Source organism: Inquilinus sp. OTU3971 (assembly GCF_038440215.1).
Genome location: NZ_JASATH010000009.1, coordinates 1 through 15329, shown reverse-complemented (window position 1 = coordinate 15329; position 15329 = coordinate 1). Strand labels below are relative to the sequence as shown.

The following is a 15329-nucleotide window of genomic DNA, read 5'->3' as shown; positions in this document are numbered from 1 at the left end:
ACGGCATGCCGGCGACATACAAGGCGGCCGCGGTCCAGTTCGAGCCGATCCTGTTCGAAAAGGAGCGGAACATCGCGCGCCTGGTCGAGCTGGTCGAGACCGCTGCACGGACCGGCGCGACGCTCGTGGTCGCGCCGGAGATGGGCACGACCGGCTATTGCTGGTTCGACCGGGCGGAGGTTGCGCCCTTCGTCGAGCCGGTGCCCGGGCCGACCACCGAGCGCTTCCATGCGGTGGCGCAGGCCCACGGCATCCATGTCGTCATCGGCCTGCCCGAGATCGATCCCGACACCGGCCTCTACTACAACACCGCCGTGCTCATCGGCCCGAACGGCGTGGTCGGGCGGCATCGCAAGACCCACCCCTATGTCTCCGAGCCGAAATGGTCGGCGCCGGGGAACCTGGGGCACCAGGTCTTTGAGACGCCGCTCGGCCGCATCGCGCTCCTGATCTGCATGGACATCCATTTCGTCGAGACGGCGCGGCTTGTTGCTCTCGGCGGAGCCGACATCATCTGCCACATCAGCAACTGGTTGGCCGAGCGCACCCCCGCGCCCTACTGGATCAGCCGGGCCTTCGAGAACGGCTGCTATCTGGTGGAAAGCAACCGTTGGGGGCTGGAGCGCACGGTCCAGTTCAGCGGCGGCAGCGCGATCATCGAGCCGGACGGCACGGTCGCGGCCGTCGTCGATGCCGGCGACGGGATCGCCTATGGCGAGATCGACCTGGCGCGGGCGCGGCAACGGCAGGTCCTGGGGGAACCGGTGTTCGCGCAGCGGCGGCCGGAGCTGTATCCGGAGCTGGCGACGAACACCTTCGCCTGGAACCCGTCCGACTTCTTCGGCCTCTACGGCCATCGCCCGCTGCCGCCCGGACGCCGGTCCCGCGTGACGGTCGGCCAGTTCCTGCCGGGCCGCGACGTCGACGCCAATCTCGACCGGATCGAGGGCCTCGCGATTGAGGCGGCGGGGCAGGGGGCCGATCTCGTCGTGTTCCCGGAGCTCAGCGTCACCGGGCTCGCCGACGCGGCCGAACGGGCCGAACCGCTTCCCGGCCGGGCGACGGGCCGCCTCCTGACCATCGCCGCCCGGCACCGGCTCCATCTCGTCGCCGGGCTGGCGGAGAGTGAGGATGGGCGCCGCTACAACACGGCGGTGCTGGTCGGCCCGGAGGGGCTCGTCGGACGCTACCGCAAGATCCATCTCACCGGCGAGGACCGGCGCTGGGCGACGCCGGGGGACAGCTGGGCGGTCTTCGACATTCCCGCGGGACGTATCGGCCTCATGATCGGCCATGATGCGGCCTTTCCCGAGGCGGGGCGGATCCTGGCGCTCAGGGGCTGTGACCTGATCGCCTGCCCGGCGGCCCAGGCCGGCCGGTTCACCGGCGCCCATTCGGGAACCACGATCGACCAGAACTATCCGATCCCGACCGGCGCCGACCCGCACCACTGGCATCACCTGCGGGTGCGTGCCGGCGAGAACAACGTCTTTCTCGCCTTCGCCAATGTCGTGGATCCGCCGAACGGGTTTTCCGGCAAGAGCGGCGTTTTCGGCCCGGACACCTTCGCCTTCCCGCGCCGGGAAGCGATCGTTCCGGAGGGGGAGGGGCTCGCTTCCGTCGAGATCGATACGACCAATCTCGAGACGCGCTATCCCACCAGCGTCGTGCGCCGGAAGGATCTGGTTTCGATGCGGCAGCCTCATCAATACCAGTCGCTCGTATGGCCGGCCCGGCCGGCCCATCTCTTGGCAGCCAAGGTCCCGGTCAATCGCACTGAGCGTGCCGGCTGACTGAAGCCCGGCCTTCCAAAGATCCGAGGCGACGTTGCTCGAATGAAGCGCACCCAAGATGTCGTTGCTGGATGACGGTATTCAGGCACGTTTTGGCGTAGTTGTCTGCGGGTCCCCGCAGCCACCTTCGTTATGACTCCATCCACATCGAGATCTGACACGAAGCCCCGCCGGCACTCCGACGGGGCTCTTGTTCAGTCGCCAATCAGGCGCAGCCGATCCTGAGCGAGTCGTTCGAGCACTACGACGTCGGACGTGAAACATTCGTCCATCGCCGGTGTCTGACGATCCGGCTCAGAAGGTCTTCCAGTCGCCGCTGGCCTCAAAGGCCGCGGCGGCCTGGTAGATCGTGGCTTCGGCATAGTCCCTGCCGACCAGCATCAGCCCGATCGGCAAGCCGCCGCCGAGGCCGCAGGGCAGGGACATCGCCGGGTGGCCGGTGACATCGAACTGCGAGGTGTTGCCGATCATCTCGAAGGCCCGGGTGACGATCTCGGTGATCGAGGCGCCCGGCTCCGGCAGCGGCGTCGCCTTGATCGGCAGGGTCGGCATCAGCAGCAGATCGCAATCGGCGAAGGCGGCGTCGTATACGGCCTTGATCCGGCGCGCCTGGTTCTGCGCCTTGGCGTAGTAGCGGCCGCGGTAATGGCTGATGAAGTACTGGGCGGTAAGCATCGAGATCTTGAGGCTCTCGGACAGGTCGTCGGCGCGCTCCCGCCACGCCGCATGGGCGTCGATCAGGCCGACATTGTAGAGGCCCTTCCAGTTCATCCCCATGCCGTTGCCCAGCATCATCTGCCACTGCAGGCCTTCCAGCGCGATCGGCGCCCAGACCGAGGCGGCGACGAGATGCTCGGGGATCGAAATCTCGGCGATCTCGGCGCCAAGCGCGCGGAACCGCTCCGCCCCGGCCAACACCTTCTCCTTCACATCCGCTTCCAGATTAGCGCTGGCGAAGCCTTCGGTGACGACGGCGATCTTCATCCCCTTCACGCCGCGGTCGAGCTCGCCGGTGTAGGAGGTGACCTTGGGGGCGTATTGCCGCGGATCGAGCCCGTCGGGGCCGGCCAGCACCTCCAGCAGCAGGGCGTTGTCCGCCACCGTCGCCGTCATCGGGCCGGTGTGATCGATGGTGGACTCGATCGGCATCACGCCGGTGTAAGGCACCAGGCCGTGGGTCGGCTTCATGCCGTAGATGCCGCAGAAGGAAGCGGGCATGCGGATCGACCCGCCCTGGTCGCCGCCGATCGCCATGTCGACCTCGCCGGCCGCGACCAGCGCACCGCTGCCGGAGGAGGAGCCGCCGGCCGAATAGCCGCGGCGATGCGGGTTGTGCACCGGCGCGGGCTCGGAGGTGTGGCTGCCGCCGGACAGGCAGAAGTATTCGCACACCGCCTTGCCCAGGATGGTGGCGCCGGCGTCGAGCATGCGGGTGACGATGGTGGCGTCGATGTTCGGCACATAGCCTTCGAGGGTCGAGGCGCCGTTCATCATCGGCACGCCGGCGAGGCAGACATTGTCCTTCAGCGCCACCGTCTTGCCGGCGAGCTTGCCGGTCGGCGCACCCTTCACCTCGCTCTTCCAGTACCAGGCGTTGAGCGGATTCTCGGCGGGCCCGGGCCGATAGCCTGGCGTGCGGGGATAGGTCACCGCCGGCACCTCGTCCGGCAGCGCGTCGACCACGTCGTAGGCGGCGAAGCTGCTGCCCATCAGGGCGAGATACTCCGTCGCCTGGTCGGTGGTCAGATGCATGCCCAGGCCGGCCGCGATGTCGACCAGCTGCGGAACGGACGGACGGGTGACGGCCATGCTGTGCTCCCTTGTCGGGTGTGGGCGAACGATGGTGCGGTGACGGCGGCCGGGCGGCTACGCCATGCCGACGAACTCGGCGACCAGCTCGGGGTCGCGGAACTGCTCTGGCGCCAGGCTGCCGGTGATCCGGCCCTTCTGGATGGTCAGGATCCGCTGCGACAGCGCGGCGATGAAATCCAGGTTCTGCTCGACCAGGATCAGGGTCAGGCCGCGGCGGGCGCGCAAGCCCTCCAGCGTCTCCACGATCTCCTCGATGATCGAGGGCTGGATGCCCTCGGTCGGCTCGTCGAGCAGCAGCAGCTTCGGCCGCATGCACAGGCAGCGCGCCAGGGCCAGCAGCTGCTGCTCGCCGCCGGACAGGGCGCCGCCGCGCCGGTCGAGCAGTCGCTGCAGCCGCGGGAACTCGGCCAGCACCTCGTCGATGACGGTGCGGTCCTCGCGCGCGGCGGCCATGCCCATGCGCAGATTCTCCATCACCGACAGGTTCGGGAAGATCTCGCGACCTTGCGGTACGAAGCCAAGTCCGGCCCGGGCCCGGTCGGCGGTCGGCGCCTTGGTGATGTCGCGGTCCTCGAAGCTGACCGTCCCGGCCGTGGCGGGCAGGTAGCCCATCAGGGTGCGCATCAGCGTGGTCTTGCCCATGCCGTTGTGGCCGAGGATGCCGACCGATTCCCCGGCCTCGACCGCGAGGCTGACCCCCGCCAGGATCGGGATGCGGCCGTAGCCGCCATGCAGGCCCTGAACCCTCAGCATCACGCCGCGACCTTCTTGCCGAGATAGACGTCGCGCACCCGGCCGTCGCGCAGCACCGCGTCGACCGTGTCCTCCAGCAGCACCCGGCCCTGGTGGAACACCGTGACCGTCCGCGCGATCATGCGGATGAACTGCATGTCGTGCTCGACCACCACCAGCGCGCGGGACTGGTTGATCTCGCGGATCAGCTCGGCGGTGCGCAGCACCTCGTCATGGGTCATGCCGGCCGCCGGCTCGTCCAGCAGGATCAGCTCCGGGTCGGCCGCGATCACGGTGCCGATCTCGACCCATTGGCGCTGGCCGTGCGACAGCTGGCCGACCAGCGTTCCGGACTGCGCGGTCAGGCGGATCTTCTCTAGCACCTCGTCCACCACCGCCGCCGTGCGCAGCGGCGTGTGGGCGCGCCGGGCGCCGAGCCAGATGTTCTCGCGCACCGACAGCCCGTTGAACACGTTCGGCACCTGGGTCTTGATGCCGACGCCGAGCCGGGCGATCTCGTGCGGGCTGGCGCCGGCGACCGGCCGGCCGCGGAAGCGGATGGTGCCGGCGCTGGGCGCCAGCTGGCCGGTCAGCATCTTGAAGAAGGTGCTCTTGCCCGCGCCGTTCGGCCCGATCAGGCAGCGCAGCTCGGCCTCGCGCAGAGTGAAGTCGACCTCGCTGACTGCGGTCACTCCGCCGAAGCGCATGGTCAGGGCCCTGGTCTCGAGCAGGGGGACCGGCGCCGCCATCACTCGGCCTCCTTCAGCGCGCCGAGGCTGTCGGCCGTCCGGGCGGCGCGCCGGCGGACCAGGGCGGCGAGCCGGCCGCCGAGATCCTGTACCGTCGGCACCAGCCCGCGGCGCAGCAGCAGCACGAAGGCGATCAGGATGACGCCCAGCACCAGGTTGGCGTTGAATGCCTGCTGCGTGCCGATCTGCGCCACCAGGTACTGGATCAGGACGCAGCCGATCACCGGGCCGATCAGGGTGCCGAGGCCGCCGACCGTGACCCAGATGATGATCTCCGCCGACAAGGCGAGGCTGAAGATCGTCGGGCTGACGAAGGCACCCCAATTGGCATAGAGGCAGCCTGCCAGGCCGGCAATGCCGCCGCCGATCACGAACACGCCGAGCTTGGTCAGCCGCGGATCGTAGCCGAGCAGGGCGGCCCGGGTCTCGTTCTCGCGGATCGCCACCGCCACCCGGCCGAAGCGGCTGGCCAGCAGCAGCCGGAGCAGGACGTAGACCAGGATCAGGGCGCCGCCGGTGACGAACCACAGCTCCTCCGGGTCGAGCAGGTAGTCCGGATTGCCCGGCGCGTTCAGGCCGGGGATCGACGGCATGCCATTGAAGCCGCCCAGCGCCGCGGCGCCGATGCGGTACTCGTCGCCGGCGGTGGAGTTCACCAGGTTGAACAGGATCAACGTCACCGTCAGCGTGATCACGCCGAGATAGACGTCGCTGATCCGGCCGTAGAACATGAAGTAGCCGAGCACCAGGGCGAACCCGGCCGGCACCAGCACCGCCAGCGCCACGGCGCCGGTGCTGTCGCCGAAATTGATCGCGGCGACGGCATAGGCATAGGCGCCGAGGCCGAAAAAGGCGGTCTGGCCGAAGGACAGGATCCCGCCGAAGCCCCAGATGAAGCCGAGGCTGAGGGCCAGGATGCCCATCGCCGCGAACAGCGTGTACTGCATCAGGTCGAAGATCTCGACCTGCTGCGGCATGACGACGACGGCGGCGACCGCCGCGGCCAGCGCCGCCGCCTGAGCGAGCTTGGCGAGATGGGTTCCGGTCATAGGCTGCGCCCGAAGAAGCGGCCGGAGATGCCCTGGGGCAGCACCCGGATCAGGATGATGGCCGAGACGAACAGCGTCACCTCGCCGAAGACCGGCGTGGTCAGATAGGCCGCCATCTGGTTGATGAAGCCGAACAGCCCGGCGGCCGAGGCGGTGCCGGCCAGGATCGCCGAGCCGCCGCCGACCACGGTGATGAAGGCCTTGGCGACATAGGCCGCCCCCATTGTCGGCACCACGCCGGAGACCGGCGCCAGCAGGCCGCCGGCCAGGCCGGTGATGGCGGCGCCGACGGCGAAGGTGGCCATGTAGACCCGGTTCGGGCTGACGCCGAGGGCGGCCGCCATGTTCGGGTTCTGCATCGTCGCCCGGGCGATCAGGCCGAGGCGGGTGTAGCGCAGCACCGCCCAGACCGCGGCCAGCAGCAGCACCGCCATCGCCACCAGAAACAGGGTGTAGAGGCTGGACCGGTAGGCACCGATCGAGAAGCCGCCGAGCGGCGTCGGCACGCCCTGGATGGTGTTGCCGTAGATCGTCGTCACCAGCCCGACGATGAACAGGCTGAGGCCCCAGGTGGCGAGCATGGTGTCGACTAGCCTTCCGTAGAGGAAGCGGATCAGGCAGCGCTCCACCACCAGGCTGACCGCGCCGACGAACAGCGGCGCCACCACCAGCATCGCCACCCAGATGTTCACCCCGGCATTGGTCGAGACCACGGTGGCGTAGGCGCCGAGCATCAGGAACTCGCCATGGGCGAGGTTGATGATGCGCATCATGCCGAAGATGATGGCCAGGCCGGTGCACAGCAGGATCAGGGACGCGACGCCGTTCAGGACGTCGAGCGCGAGTATGGCGGCGAGATCCATCGGCCCGGCCCCGCTCAGACCTTGATCACGTATTGCTGGTTGTCGGTCGGCTTGTCGATCAGGTTGCAGACTGCCGCGGTATCGGCGGGCGGCTGCTGCTCAAAGGTCTCGACCACCGAGAAGTGCCGGTCCTTGACGCTGCCGAGATAAGCGTTGCGCGTGGCGTGATGGGTGGCGTGATCGAGCACGACCTTGCCGGTCGGCCCGTCGAAGCTGATGCCGCTCTCCAGCGCCTCGATCACCTTCATGCGGTCGAGCGAGCCGGCCTTCTTCACCCCTTCGAGCCACAGGTAGAAGCCCTCATAGGTCGCGGCGGCGATCTCGGAGATGTAGGGGATGTCGGCGCCGAACTTGTCCTTCAGCTTCTTGACGTAGGTGGCGCTGGCCGGGGTCGTCAGCTCCTCGAAATAGCCGTAGGCGGCGAGGACGCCGTCGCTCTCCTGCGCGTCCAGCGTGGTCTGCTCGTTGACCAGGCCGAAGGTGGTCGAGGCGATCGGGATCTCCTTCTTCATCCCGGCCGACGCCCATTGCCGGTAGAAGGCGGTGTGGTTGCCGCCGACCAGGGCCGACAGGATGATGTCCGGCTTGGTCGCCTGGATCTTGCTGATCGTCGGGCCGAAATTGGTCACGTCCAGCGGGAAGAAGTCGGTCGACAGGACCTCGCCGCCATTGTCCTGGACGTATTTGGTCATCCACTTGGCGGTGATCTGGCCGTAATTGTAGTCGGCGGCGATGATGTAGGCCTTCTTGCCCCAGCTCTTCATCGCCGAGGGGACCAGTTTCTCCACCGTCTGGGCCGGGGTGGTGCCGGTGCAGAAGATGTTGCGGTCGCAGACGCCGCCCTCGTACAGCGTGTTGTAGAAGTACAGCACCTTGAACCGGTCGAAGATCGGCCGGATCGCCTCACGCGAGGCCGAGGTGATGCCGCCATGCACGATCGCGACCTTGTCCTTGAGCGCGAGCTGCTGGGCGTACTGGCTGTACATCTGGATCGTCGACTGGGTGTCGTAATGCACCAGCTTCAGCGGCCGGCCCAACAGGCCGCCGGCGGCGTTCGCCTCCTCGATCGCGAGCTGCAGGCTGGCGACCATCGGCACGCCGGTGGCCGCGATCGGACCGGACTGGTCGTGCAGGCTGCCGACCAGGATCGGGTCGTCGGCGCCGAGGGCGCCGTGCCGCAGGATGGCCGGGCTGGCCAGAAGGCCGGCCGCCGACAGGGCCGTGGTTTTCAGAACGTCGCGCCGCGAGATCCGCATGTGCCGCCTCTCCTACCGCTCATTTTTGAATTGGTGATATATGAAACGGCAATTATTGCTATTGCAATAGGTTTATCGATCGACTCAGAAGCTGGCGATCACGCGGAAGTCGAGCCCGTCGGCCTCGGCCAGATGCACGGCCCGGCGCGGCGCCGGCCGGGGCTTTCCCGCCAGGGCGTGCAGCGCGTCGTAGCAGGACTGGCAGAAGGCGTTCGGGGTCGGCGCCTGGGCTCCGAAGCTGGCGTGGTAGCGCTCGAGGAAGCCGTCATTGCCGGCCGAGCGCAGCGTCGCCAGATAGGTCGCGGTGATGTAGAGGCCGGCCGAAGCCTCGGCGCCGATGCCGTAGAGCACGGTCTCGTCGGTCGCCAGCGCGAAGCGGAGATGGCGCTGGTCGAGCCCGGCCTCGGCGAATTCGCGGTTGAAGGCGATCGCCTCCTGGCCCAGCAGCAGCAGGATCACCACATCCGCCCGGGTCCTCCGGATCGCCGCGAAGACCGGGTCGTAGTCCCGCGTGCCGTAGGGCAGGAAGCTCTGCCCGACCAGCACGCCGCCGCCGTCGCGGATCAGCGCCCGGGCGACTGCGCTCGACACCTGCGGCCAGACATAGTCGTTGCCGACGATGAAGAAGCGCCGGGCGTCCCGCTGCTCCGACAGCCAGTGCAGTCCTGGCCGCAGCAACTCGGCCGCGGTGACGCCGGTCGCGGTCACGCCGGCCTCGATCCGGCCGCCCTCATATTGCGGGGTGTAGAGATAGGGGCGGCGGCCGCGCACCGCCGCGGTCACCGCCTCGCGCATGTCGCTGGGATGCATGCCGACCAGCAGGTCGACCTCGTCAAGCACGATCAGGTCGTCGGCCGCCTCTGCCGCCTCCGCCACCGTGCCGCCGGCATCGCCGAGGACCAGGTTGATCGGACGGCCGCGGATGCCGCCGCGGGCGTTGATCTCGGCGACCGCCAGCAGTGCGCTGGCTTCGGTCGAGGGGGACCACAGGCCGGCCGGCCCGTCCCGCGGCAGCAGCAACCCGATCTTCATGCCACGTCCTTCCGAGGCTGGGGCACGCCGACGGAGCGCTCTGGCCGCTCGGCCCGTCGAGCGCGGCTTCGAGTTTGCCGACAATGCAATGCAATGACTATGCCAGCCCGGCCTCATGGACCGGGCGGGCGCCCGCCGCCCCGGCCGCGGCCGGCATGCCGCAAAAATCGGCGGGCCGATCCTGCATGCCCATGTTCTGGGCAGCGCCACCGGCGGGACGAGGGGTCTGCCGCCTTGAAAGCCGCGCCTGTCCCGCGTATTTACTTCCGAACTCATCTAATGAAATTTCGATGGTCGAGACCGCCATGCCGCCGGAGCGCCTGGAAGATCAACTGGCCTACCTCATCGCCGGCGTGAACCGTCAATTCGAGGAAGAGCTCAGGGAGAAGCTGCGGCCCCAGGGAGTGCCGATCGAGCAGTCCCGGGTCCTCGGCCTGCTCGCCGACGGGCAGGGCCGGCCGATGACCGAGCTGGCGGAGCAGGTCTTCGTCGAGCCGCCGACCCTGACCAAGATCATCGACCGCATGGTGGCGCAGTCGCTGGTGATCCGCGCCCCCGACCCGAACGACCGGCGCCGCGTCCTGATCTATGCGACCAGGCGCGGCCAGGCGCTGTGGGAGAAGATCGGCGGCTACGCGACCGAGCAGCAGAAGCGCGTCCTCGACCGCTTGTCCCCCGCCGACCTGGCGCGCCTGACCGAGATTCTGCGCGGCCTGATTGCGGAGTAGGGCTCAGCGCTTCGTGCTGACCTCGTCGCAGATGTGCAGGGTGACCGACCCGTCCAGGATCGGCGCCGCCGCGGCGAAGAAGGCGGCGACGGCGGCGGAGCCGTTATGCGTGTCCATGGCGGTACGGTCGCGGAACCGCTCATAGGTGGTGAAGACCGCCGGCGTCTCGGCGTCGCGGGAGACGAAGAAGTCGACCGTGCCGGGCTCCGCGGCCCGGACATGCGCCGCGACGGTGAGGAGCGCCGCCTGCAGCTCGGCCTCCGCTCCCGGTTTCGCGCGCAAGATCGCCGTGATCGTGATCATCCTGTCCGGGCTCCCATGGCTGGATTTATTCGTTGTACCGTATTTTTAGATTATTGAATATTCAACCAATAGAGTCGCTGAGAGGGAAACCGGAATGCCGTTGATGCGTCGGGCGCTGCTGCGCCGGGTGGGAGAGCCGCTGGAGATCGGGACCGCACCGGTGCCGGAGCCGGGACCGGGCGAGATCCTGATCCGGGTCGTCGCCTGCGGCGTCTGCCATTCGGATCTTCACGCGGTCGACGGCGACTGGGGCGAGCCGCCGAAGATGCCGCTGATCCCAGGCCATGAGGTGACGGGCCACGTTGTGGCGCACGGCCCGGGCGTCGACCGACCGGCGCTCGGCGCCGCCGTCGGCGTGCCCTGGATGGCCGGCGCCTGCGGTCGCTGCGCCTGGTGCCGGGCGGGGATGGAGACGATCTGCCCGGAAGGCGGCGCGACCGGCTTCAGCTGCGACGGCGGCTATGCCGAATACATGGTGGCGCGGGCGGATTTCGTCGGCCTGATCCCCGACGGCGTCGACCTGATCCGCATCGCCCCGATCCTGTGCGCCGGGGTCACCACCTATCGCGGCCTCCGGCGCAGCGAGGCGCGGGCCGGTGACTTCGTCGTCATCGTCGGCGCCGGCGGCCTCGGGCATGTCGCCGTGCAATATGCCCGCGCCATGGGCTTCCGCCCGATCGCGCTCGACGTCGATCCGGCCAAGCTCGACCTCGCCCGGCGGCTCGGCGCCGAGGCCGTGGTCGAGGCCGGGCCCGGCGCGGCCGCGGCGGTCATGGCCCTGACCGGCGGCGGCGGCGCGGCCGCGATCGTCACCGCCCCGGCGCCGGCCGCCTTCGAGCAGAGCCTGACCCTGATCCGGCCCGGCGGCACCGCTGTCTTCATCGGCCTCCCGGGCGGTGCGCGGGATGCGATCCGGCTGTCGATCGCCGCCATCTCCAACTGGGAGAAGTCGATCCGCGGCTCCAATGTCGGCACCCGGCAGGATCTGCAGGAGGCGGTGGATTTCGCGGCCCGCGGCCTGGTCGCGGCGACGGTCGAGACGGTGCCGATCGAGCAGGTGAATGAGGCGCTGGCGCGGCTGCGACGGGGACAGGTCGCTGGCCGGCTGGTGCTCGACCTCAGCTGGGTGGAAGGCGCAACGCGGCAGATGGACTCGAAACAGGCAAGTGGGTGAAGAGAGTGCTCGGGCGCGGGTGGTCGTAGATTGCTGCAGTCCACTACAATCCTGTCCCCGCAACCACCTTTGTTATAACTCCCTCGACATCAAGGTCTGATCCAGAGCCCCGCCCCAAAATGGCGGGGCTTTCTGCGCTCTGCGGAGCTTTCGAAGGGCGGTAAACCAGCTCCAAGCGCCGAGGCCCGCACGCGAGTAGCCCCCGTTGCGCGCTGTACCGCACCCCGTCGCCGGAAGGTCAGACTGGGTCGGCTGGATTGCCTTGGCGGCGGAACGTCCGCCCCGCCAAGGGTCCAGTACGTGAGGGCGAGTCATGGCCGCACTCAACGGCGACCAGTGCCTGACCTTGTCTTGACCGCCAGGCACAGCAGCTCGAACAACATCTGGGCTCGAGCTTCCGTGTGTCCATCCTGTCCTCCCTGTCAGCGCTTCGGGTCCGAGGAACGCAGGTCCGGCTCGACAGCCTCATGGAACGCGATCGAGATAGCCGCAGGCAATGGCCCGCATGCCGTCGCGATCCAGGCTGTCGCCATGGCCGCCATGGACCGTGCGAACGTCCAGCTCGAGCAGCCGGGTCATCGTTCGGCGATAGGCCGCGCGGTCGGAACCGGGCAGATCGTCGACCAGCCGGCCGGCATAAAGCGCGTCGCCGCTGAACAGCAGCCCGTCCCGCTCGTCGAGCAGCCCGATCGAGCCCGGGGAATGACCGGGCAGATGGAGCACGTTCAGGCGCCGGTCGCCGAGATCGATCGTGTCGCCTTCCTCCACGATCCGGGTCAGCGGCGCCGGCGGCACCCGGTATCCGGCCGGATTCCAGGCCTCGGACGGTGGCCGGGCGACCGCATCCGCCTGGCTGCGGAACAGCGGGGCGAGCGTGTCGCGGTCATCCATCCAGGCGAAGCCCTCCGCCTCCGCCCGATGCCCGATCCGGTGCTCGAATTCGTGCAGCGACCCGACATGGTCGACATGGATGTGGGTAGCAACGGCCAGCACCGGCGTCCCGCCGGCCGGGTTGAGGATCGGGCGCAGAGGCCGCAATCCCATGCCGGCATCGACGACGAGGTCGGCGTCGCGGCCGATGACGTGCCAGATATTGGCCCGGAAGAAGGGGTGGACATGCGGCTCCCACAGCCGCCGGATGCCGGGCGCCGCCACCTGTTCTTCGAACCAGGCGGAACGAAGCGGTCCGATCATCGCCGGATATATCCGGCGGACAGCCGGCGCTCGATCCGGATCTGGACCACGGTCAGCACCGAGACCATGAGCAGGTAGTACACCAGGGCGGCGCCGTACCACTCCAGGAAGCGGAAGCTGGTCGCAATGGCGAAGGAGGTCACGGTCATCAACTCCTTCAGCGAGATGACGGTGGCGAGGGAGGTGGTCTTGAGCAGCGAGATGAACTCGTTGACGAGGGCCGGCAGGGCAATGCGCATCGCTTGCGGCAGGATCACCAGGAGGAAGATCTGCCATCGGTGCAGGCCGAGCGCCGCCGCGGCCTCGCGCTGGCCGATCGGGATCGCGGCATAGGCGCTGCGCAGGATCTCCGTCAAATAGGCGACCTGGATCAGGGTCAGCGCCAGGAAGGCCGCCAGGAAGGGCGAGAACCAGCCGGCTTGAAGCTGCGGGATCATCTGCGGCAGGCCGTTCCAGACGAACAGCAGCACCAGCAGCGCGGGGGAGGCGCGGAACAGCCAGACATAGACGGTCATGCCCCAGCGGGGCACGGGGCGTCGGGACGCCGCCAGGGAGGCGGCGCCCATGCCCAGCAGAAACGACACCACCTGGACGGCAATCGACAGCGCGAGGGTGATCAGCGCCCCTTGCGCCAGCGGCCACCCGAACAGGGCCGACAGAAACAAAGCTGGATCGAACATCGGGACCGGCAGCGCCTATTGCGGGCCGGGCACGGCAGCCAGGGCTTTCTCGGCGATGCCCCACTTGGCCGCGATCGCCGCCAGCTCGCCGCTCTGCTCGAGCGTTACGAAGGCCTGCCGCAGCGACTGCAGGTCGTCGCCGTTTCGGCGGATATAGAGGCCGTAGGTGTTGTGGTCCGGATAGGTATAGGCGATGCGCAGCGCGTCGGGCACCTGGTTGCGGCGGAAGATGGCGGTCGTGTCCTGCGTGAAGGTCGCGGCGGCACGGCCCACCAGGATCTGCTGGATCACGGCCGCGGCCGAAGGGTAGGTCTGCACCGTCACCTCGGGCCGTGCGCTGGCCCGGAGCGTGCTGTTGAGATCCTCCGCCCGTGCCTCGTAGGTGGTGCCGGCCTCGATCGCGATGACTTTGCCCGACAGGTCTTCCGGCCGGGCCGTCGCGGTGTCGGAGGCTGACGTCAGGACGACCACCGCGGTGTTGAAATAGGGCAGCGCGTCATAGGTCTTCAGCCGCTCGGGGGTGACCGAGATGCCGCTGGCGACCAGGTCGCAGCGCCGCGCCTCGAGTGAAGACAGGAGGCCCGTGAACGGCGCGATCACATAGTCCGGTTTGGCGTTCCAGATCCGAGCGAGCGCCGACACGACATCGATCTCGACCCCGACCATCTGGGTGTCGCCGGGATGCTCATAGTATTCCATCGGAGGGAAATCGCCGGCCGTACAGACCTTGAGCGTTCCGTTCTGGATGAAGGATGGAACAGTGCCGCCCGCCATGGCGACCGTGGAGCAGAGTGCCGAAAATCCGAAGATGATCGTCGATGAAAGTCGCGATGGAAGCGTGCCCATTGTTTGGTCTCCCCGTCGGTTGATTGTGCCGAAGCAAGCCGTCTGCGGGCTCGCTGCGACAAACCATCAGGGGGGTGCAGAATTTTGACAAGCTAAATGATCTTCTTCAAAATCTCCCAACCAAACTAAACGATCTGGCTTATGCCCTTACCGCCCCTGCATGCCTTGCGCGTCTTCGAGAGTGTCGCCCGGCTGGGTCACGTCGGCGCCGCAGCCGCGGAGCTGCACGTGACGCCGGGGGCGATCAGCCAGCAACTGCGATCTTTGCAGTCCACGCTGAATCTGGCCTTGTTCCGCCGTGTCGGACGGCGGCTGGTCCTGACCGACGAAGGCCTGGCCCTGCAGCGGTCGGTGGCGCGGGCCCTGGCGGAGATCGTGTCCGGTGTCGACGACCTCACGCGGCGGGTTTCGGCCGAGCGGCCTGAAACCCTTCTGACCGTCGGCATGCCGCCCGTGCTCGGCGCCACCTGGTTCATTGCCCATGTCTTCGGATTCCTGGCCGACCACCGACACATCCGCCTGCGGGTTGCGACGGTGATCGAGTTCGAACAGGTCGACTGGCGGCGGATCGACGTGGCCGTGATTTACGGCAACCCTCCCTGGCCCGGCTTCTGGTGGCGGCTCCTGCACGGGGTGCAGCTGACGCCGGTCTGCAGCCCCGTGCTGCTGCGCGGGCCGAAGGGCATCCGCCATCCGTCCGACCTTTCCGGCCATCGTCTGCTGCATGAGGACGACGGCAGCGAATGGCGGCGCTGGCTGGCCCTGGCGCGGGTCCCGTATCCCGGCGCCGCCGATGTGTATTTCGACGATTTCGGCCTGGTCCTCCAGGCGGCTCGCGACGGCCAGGGCGTCGCGCTGATCGACGACGTGATCTCGTCCCGCGATCTCGACGAGGGACGGCTGGTGCAGCCGCTTTCGCTCAGCGTCCCGGCAGCCAAGAACTATCACTGCGTCTGCAGCGAGGAGAATCTCGGCAATCCGGAGATCGGCGCATTCGTCGACTGGCTCATTGCCAGAGCCGAGGAAACCCAGAGGCGTTCGGGCGCCAAGGTCCAGGCTGCGGCACCAAACGGGGCTCTGTCAGGTTAAGGGTGGCGGCTGACAGCGATTGGGGCTAG

Annotated in this window: 15 protein-coding genes; 4 read left to right on the top strand and 11 right to left on the bottom strand. The window is 68.3% G+C overall.

Translation table 11 applies throughout. From position 1 onward, the window contains the following. Nucleotides 1-5: 5 nt before the first annotated feature. Entirely contained in the window at nucleotides 6-1793 is a 1788-nt protein-coding gene (locus AAHM41_RS03940; RefSeq protein WP_342235208.1) for a nitrilase-related carbon-nitrogen hydrolase, read from the top strand. A 294-nt stretch (nucleotides 1794-2087) separates the two neighbouring features. Here the strand turns inward: AAHM41_RS03940 and AAHM41_RS03935 are convergent, their stop codons facing one another. The 7 genes from AAHM41_RS03935 to AAHM41_RS03905 all read right to left on the bottom strand — a co-directional run bounded on the left by AAHM41_RS03935 (nucleotide 2088) and on the right by AAHM41_RS03905 (nucleotide 9286). Continuing rightward, nucleotides 2088-3602, bottom strand: coding sequence for an amidase (locus AAHM41_RS03935; RefSeq protein WP_342235207.1), 1515 nt, complete (start codon nucleotides 3600-3602; stop codon nucleotides 2088-2090). 57 nt (nucleotides 3603-3659) lie between these two features. Further along, nucleotides 3660-4358, bottom strand: coding sequence for an ABC transporter ATP-binding protein (locus tag AAHM41_RS03930; RefSeq protein WP_342235273.1), 699 nt, complete (start codon nucleotides 4356-4358; stop codon nucleotides 3660-3662). Next, the gene (locus tag AAHM41_RS03925) at nucleotides 4358-5086 is read right to left on the bottom strand and encodes an ATP-binding cassette domain-containing protein (RefSeq protein ID WP_342235206.1); all 729 of its coding nucleotides are present in this window, start codon (nucleotides 5084-5086) and stop codon (nucleotides 4358-4360) included. Before AAHM41_RS03925 ends, AAHM41_RS03930 begins: the two co-directional genes overlap by 1 nt. Then, nucleotides 5086-6135, bottom strand: coding sequence for an ABC transporter permease subunit (locus tag AAHM41_RS03920; protein WP_342235205.1), 1050 nt, complete (start codon nucleotides 6133-6135; stop codon nucleotides 5086-5088). The genes AAHM41_RS03925 and AAHM41_RS03920 overlap by 1 nt, the downstream gene beginning before the upstream one ends. After that, complete coding sequence (locus AAHM41_RS03915) at nucleotides 6132-6998, bottom strand: branched-chain amino acid ABC transporter permease (RefSeq protein WP_342235204.1); 867 nt, start codon at nucleotides 6996-6998, stop codon at nucleotides 6132-6134. The genes AAHM41_RS03920 and AAHM41_RS03915 overlap by 4 nt, the downstream gene beginning before the upstream one ends. Before the next feature lie 14 nt (nucleotides 6999-7012). Then, the gene (locus AAHM41_RS03910; protein WP_342235203.1) at nucleotides 7013-8254 is read right to left on the bottom strand and encodes an urea ABC transporter substrate-binding protein; all 1242 of its coding nucleotides are present in this window, start codon (nucleotides 8252-8254) and stop codon (nucleotides 7013-7015) included. Nucleotides 8255-8338: 84 nt separating this feature from the next. Then, nucleotides 8339-9286 (bottom strand): substrate-binding domain-containing protein, encoded by a 948-nt coding sequence (locus tag AAHM41_RS03905; protein ID WP_342235202.1) that lies wholly within the window; start codon nucleotides 9284-9286, stop codon nucleotides 8339-8341. 290 nt (nucleotides 9287-9576) lie between these two features. Here AAHM41_RS03905 and AAHM41_RS03900 point away from each other — a divergent pair, with 290 nt between their 5' ends. Further along, entirely contained in the window at nucleotides 9577-10014 is a 438-nt protein-coding gene (locus AAHM41_RS03900) for a MarR family winged helix-turn-helix transcriptional regulator (RefSeq protein ID WP_342235201.1), read from the top strand. Between the two features lie 3 nt (nucleotides 10015-10017). On the opposite strand, the gene AAHM41_RS03895 is transcribed toward AAHM41_RS03900, so the two are convergent. Next, nucleotides 10018-10317, bottom strand: coding sequence for a putative quinol monooxygenase (locus AAHM41_RS03895; protein ID WP_342235200.1), 300 nt, complete (start codon nucleotides 10315-10317; stop codon nucleotides 10018-10020). Between the two features lie 94 nt (nucleotides 10318-10411). Here AAHM41_RS03895 and AAHM41_RS03890 point away from each other — a divergent pair, with 94 nt between their 5' ends. Next, a complete protein-coding gene (locus AAHM41_RS03890; protein ID WP_342235199.1) occupies nucleotides 10412-11491 on the top strand; it encodes an alcohol dehydrogenase catalytic domain-containing protein in 1080 nt (359 codons plus the stop codon). 465 nt (nucleotides 11492-11956) lie between these two features. Here the strand turns inward: AAHM41_RS03890 and AAHM41_RS03885 are convergent, their stop codons facing one another. From AAHM41_RS03885 to AAHM41_RS03875, 3 genes are read right to left on the bottom strand one after another with little or no spacing between them, the layout of a single operon-like run. Next, entirely contained in the window at nucleotides 11957-12685 is a 729-nt protein-coding gene (locus AAHM41_RS03885; protein WP_342235198.1) for an MBL fold metallo-hydrolase, read from the bottom strand. Beyond that, nucleotides 12682-13365 carry an amino acid ABC transporter permease gene (locus AAHM41_RS03880; protein ID WP_342235197.1) on the bottom strand — a complete coding sequence of 228 codons (684 nt, stop codon included), beginning with the start codon at nucleotides 13363-13365 and terminating at the stop codon, nucleotides 12682-12684. Before AAHM41_RS03880 ends, AAHM41_RS03885 begins: the two co-directional genes overlap by 4 nt. A gap of 15 nt (nucleotides 13366-13380) precedes the next feature. After that, nucleotides 13381-14139: a transporter substrate-binding domain-containing protein gene (locus tag AAHM41_RS03875; RefSeq protein WP_342235272.1), complete on the bottom strand. Its 759-nt coding sequence runs from the start codon at nucleotides 14137-14139 to the stop codon at nucleotides 13381-13383. A 237-nt stretch (nucleotides 14140-14376) separates the two neighbouring features. On the opposite strand from AAHM41_RS03875, the gene AAHM41_RS03870 reads away from it, so the two are divergent. Continuing rightward, nucleotides 14377-15300: a LysR substrate-binding domain-containing protein gene (locus AAHM41_RS03870; protein WP_342235196.1), complete on the top strand. Its 924-nt coding sequence runs from the start codon at nucleotides 14377-14379 to the stop codon at nucleotides 15298-15300. Nucleotides 15301-15329: the final 29 nt, after the last annotated feature.

Excerpts from the sequence above, each read along its gene's own strand:
- AAHM41_RS03940 (WP_342235208.1), top strand. The coding sequence starts at position 6 with ATGCCGGCGACATACAAGGCGGCCGCGGTCCAGTTCGAGCCGATCCTG.
- AAHM41_RS03935 (WP_342235207.1), bottom strand. The coding sequence starts at position 3,602 with ATGGCCGTCACCCGTCCGTCCGTTCCGCAGCTGGTCGACATCGCGGCC.
- AAHM41_RS03930 (WP_342235273.1), bottom strand. The coding sequence starts at position 4,358 with ATGCTGAGGGTTCAGGGCCTGCATGGCGGCTACGGCCGCATCCCGATC.
- AAHM41_RS03925 (WP_342235206.1), bottom strand. The coding sequence starts at position 5,086 with ATGGCGGCGCCGGTCCCCCTGCTCGAGACCAGGGCCCTGACCATGCGC.
- AAHM41_RS03920 (WP_342235205.1), bottom strand. The coding sequence starts at position 6,135 with ATGACCGGAACCCATCTCGCCAAGCTCGCTCAGGCGGCGGCGCTGGCC.
- AAHM41_RS03915 (WP_342235204.1), bottom strand. The coding sequence starts at position 6,998 with ATGGATCTCGCCGCCATACTCGCGCTCGACGTCCTGAACGGCGTCGCG.
- AAHM41_RS03910 (WP_342235203.1), bottom strand. The coding sequence starts at position 8,254 with ATGCGGATCTCGCGGCGCGACGTTCTGAAAACCACGGCCCTGTCGGCG.
- AAHM41_RS03905 (WP_342235202.1), bottom strand. The coding sequence starts at position 9,286 with ATGAAGATCGGGTTGCTGCTGCCGCGGGACGGGCCGGCCGGCCTGTGG.
- AAHM41_RS03900 (WP_342235201.1), top strand. The coding sequence starts at position 9,577 with ATGGTCGAGACCGCCATGCCGCCGGAGCGCCTGGAAGATCAACTGGCC.
- AAHM41_RS03895 (WP_342235200.1), bottom strand. The coding sequence starts at position 10,317 with ATGATCACGATCACGGCGATCTTGCGCGCGAAACCGGGAGCGGAGGCC.
- AAHM41_RS03890 (WP_342235199.1), top strand. The coding sequence starts at position 10,412 with ATGCCGTTGATGCGTCGGGCGCTGCTGCGCCGGGTGGGAGAGCCGCTG.
- AAHM41_RS03885 (WP_342235198.1), bottom strand. The coding sequence starts at position 12,685 with ATGATCGGACCGCTTCGTTCCGCCTGGTTCGAAGAACAGGTGGCGGCG.
- AAHM41_RS03880 (WP_342235197.1), bottom strand. The coding sequence starts at position 13,365 with ATGTTCGATCCAGCTTTGTTTCTGTCGGCCCTGTTCGGGTGGCCGCTG.
- AAHM41_RS03875 (WP_342235272.1), bottom strand. The coding sequence starts at position 14,139 with ATGGCGGGCGGCACTGTTCCATCCTTCATCCAGAACGGAACGCTCAAG.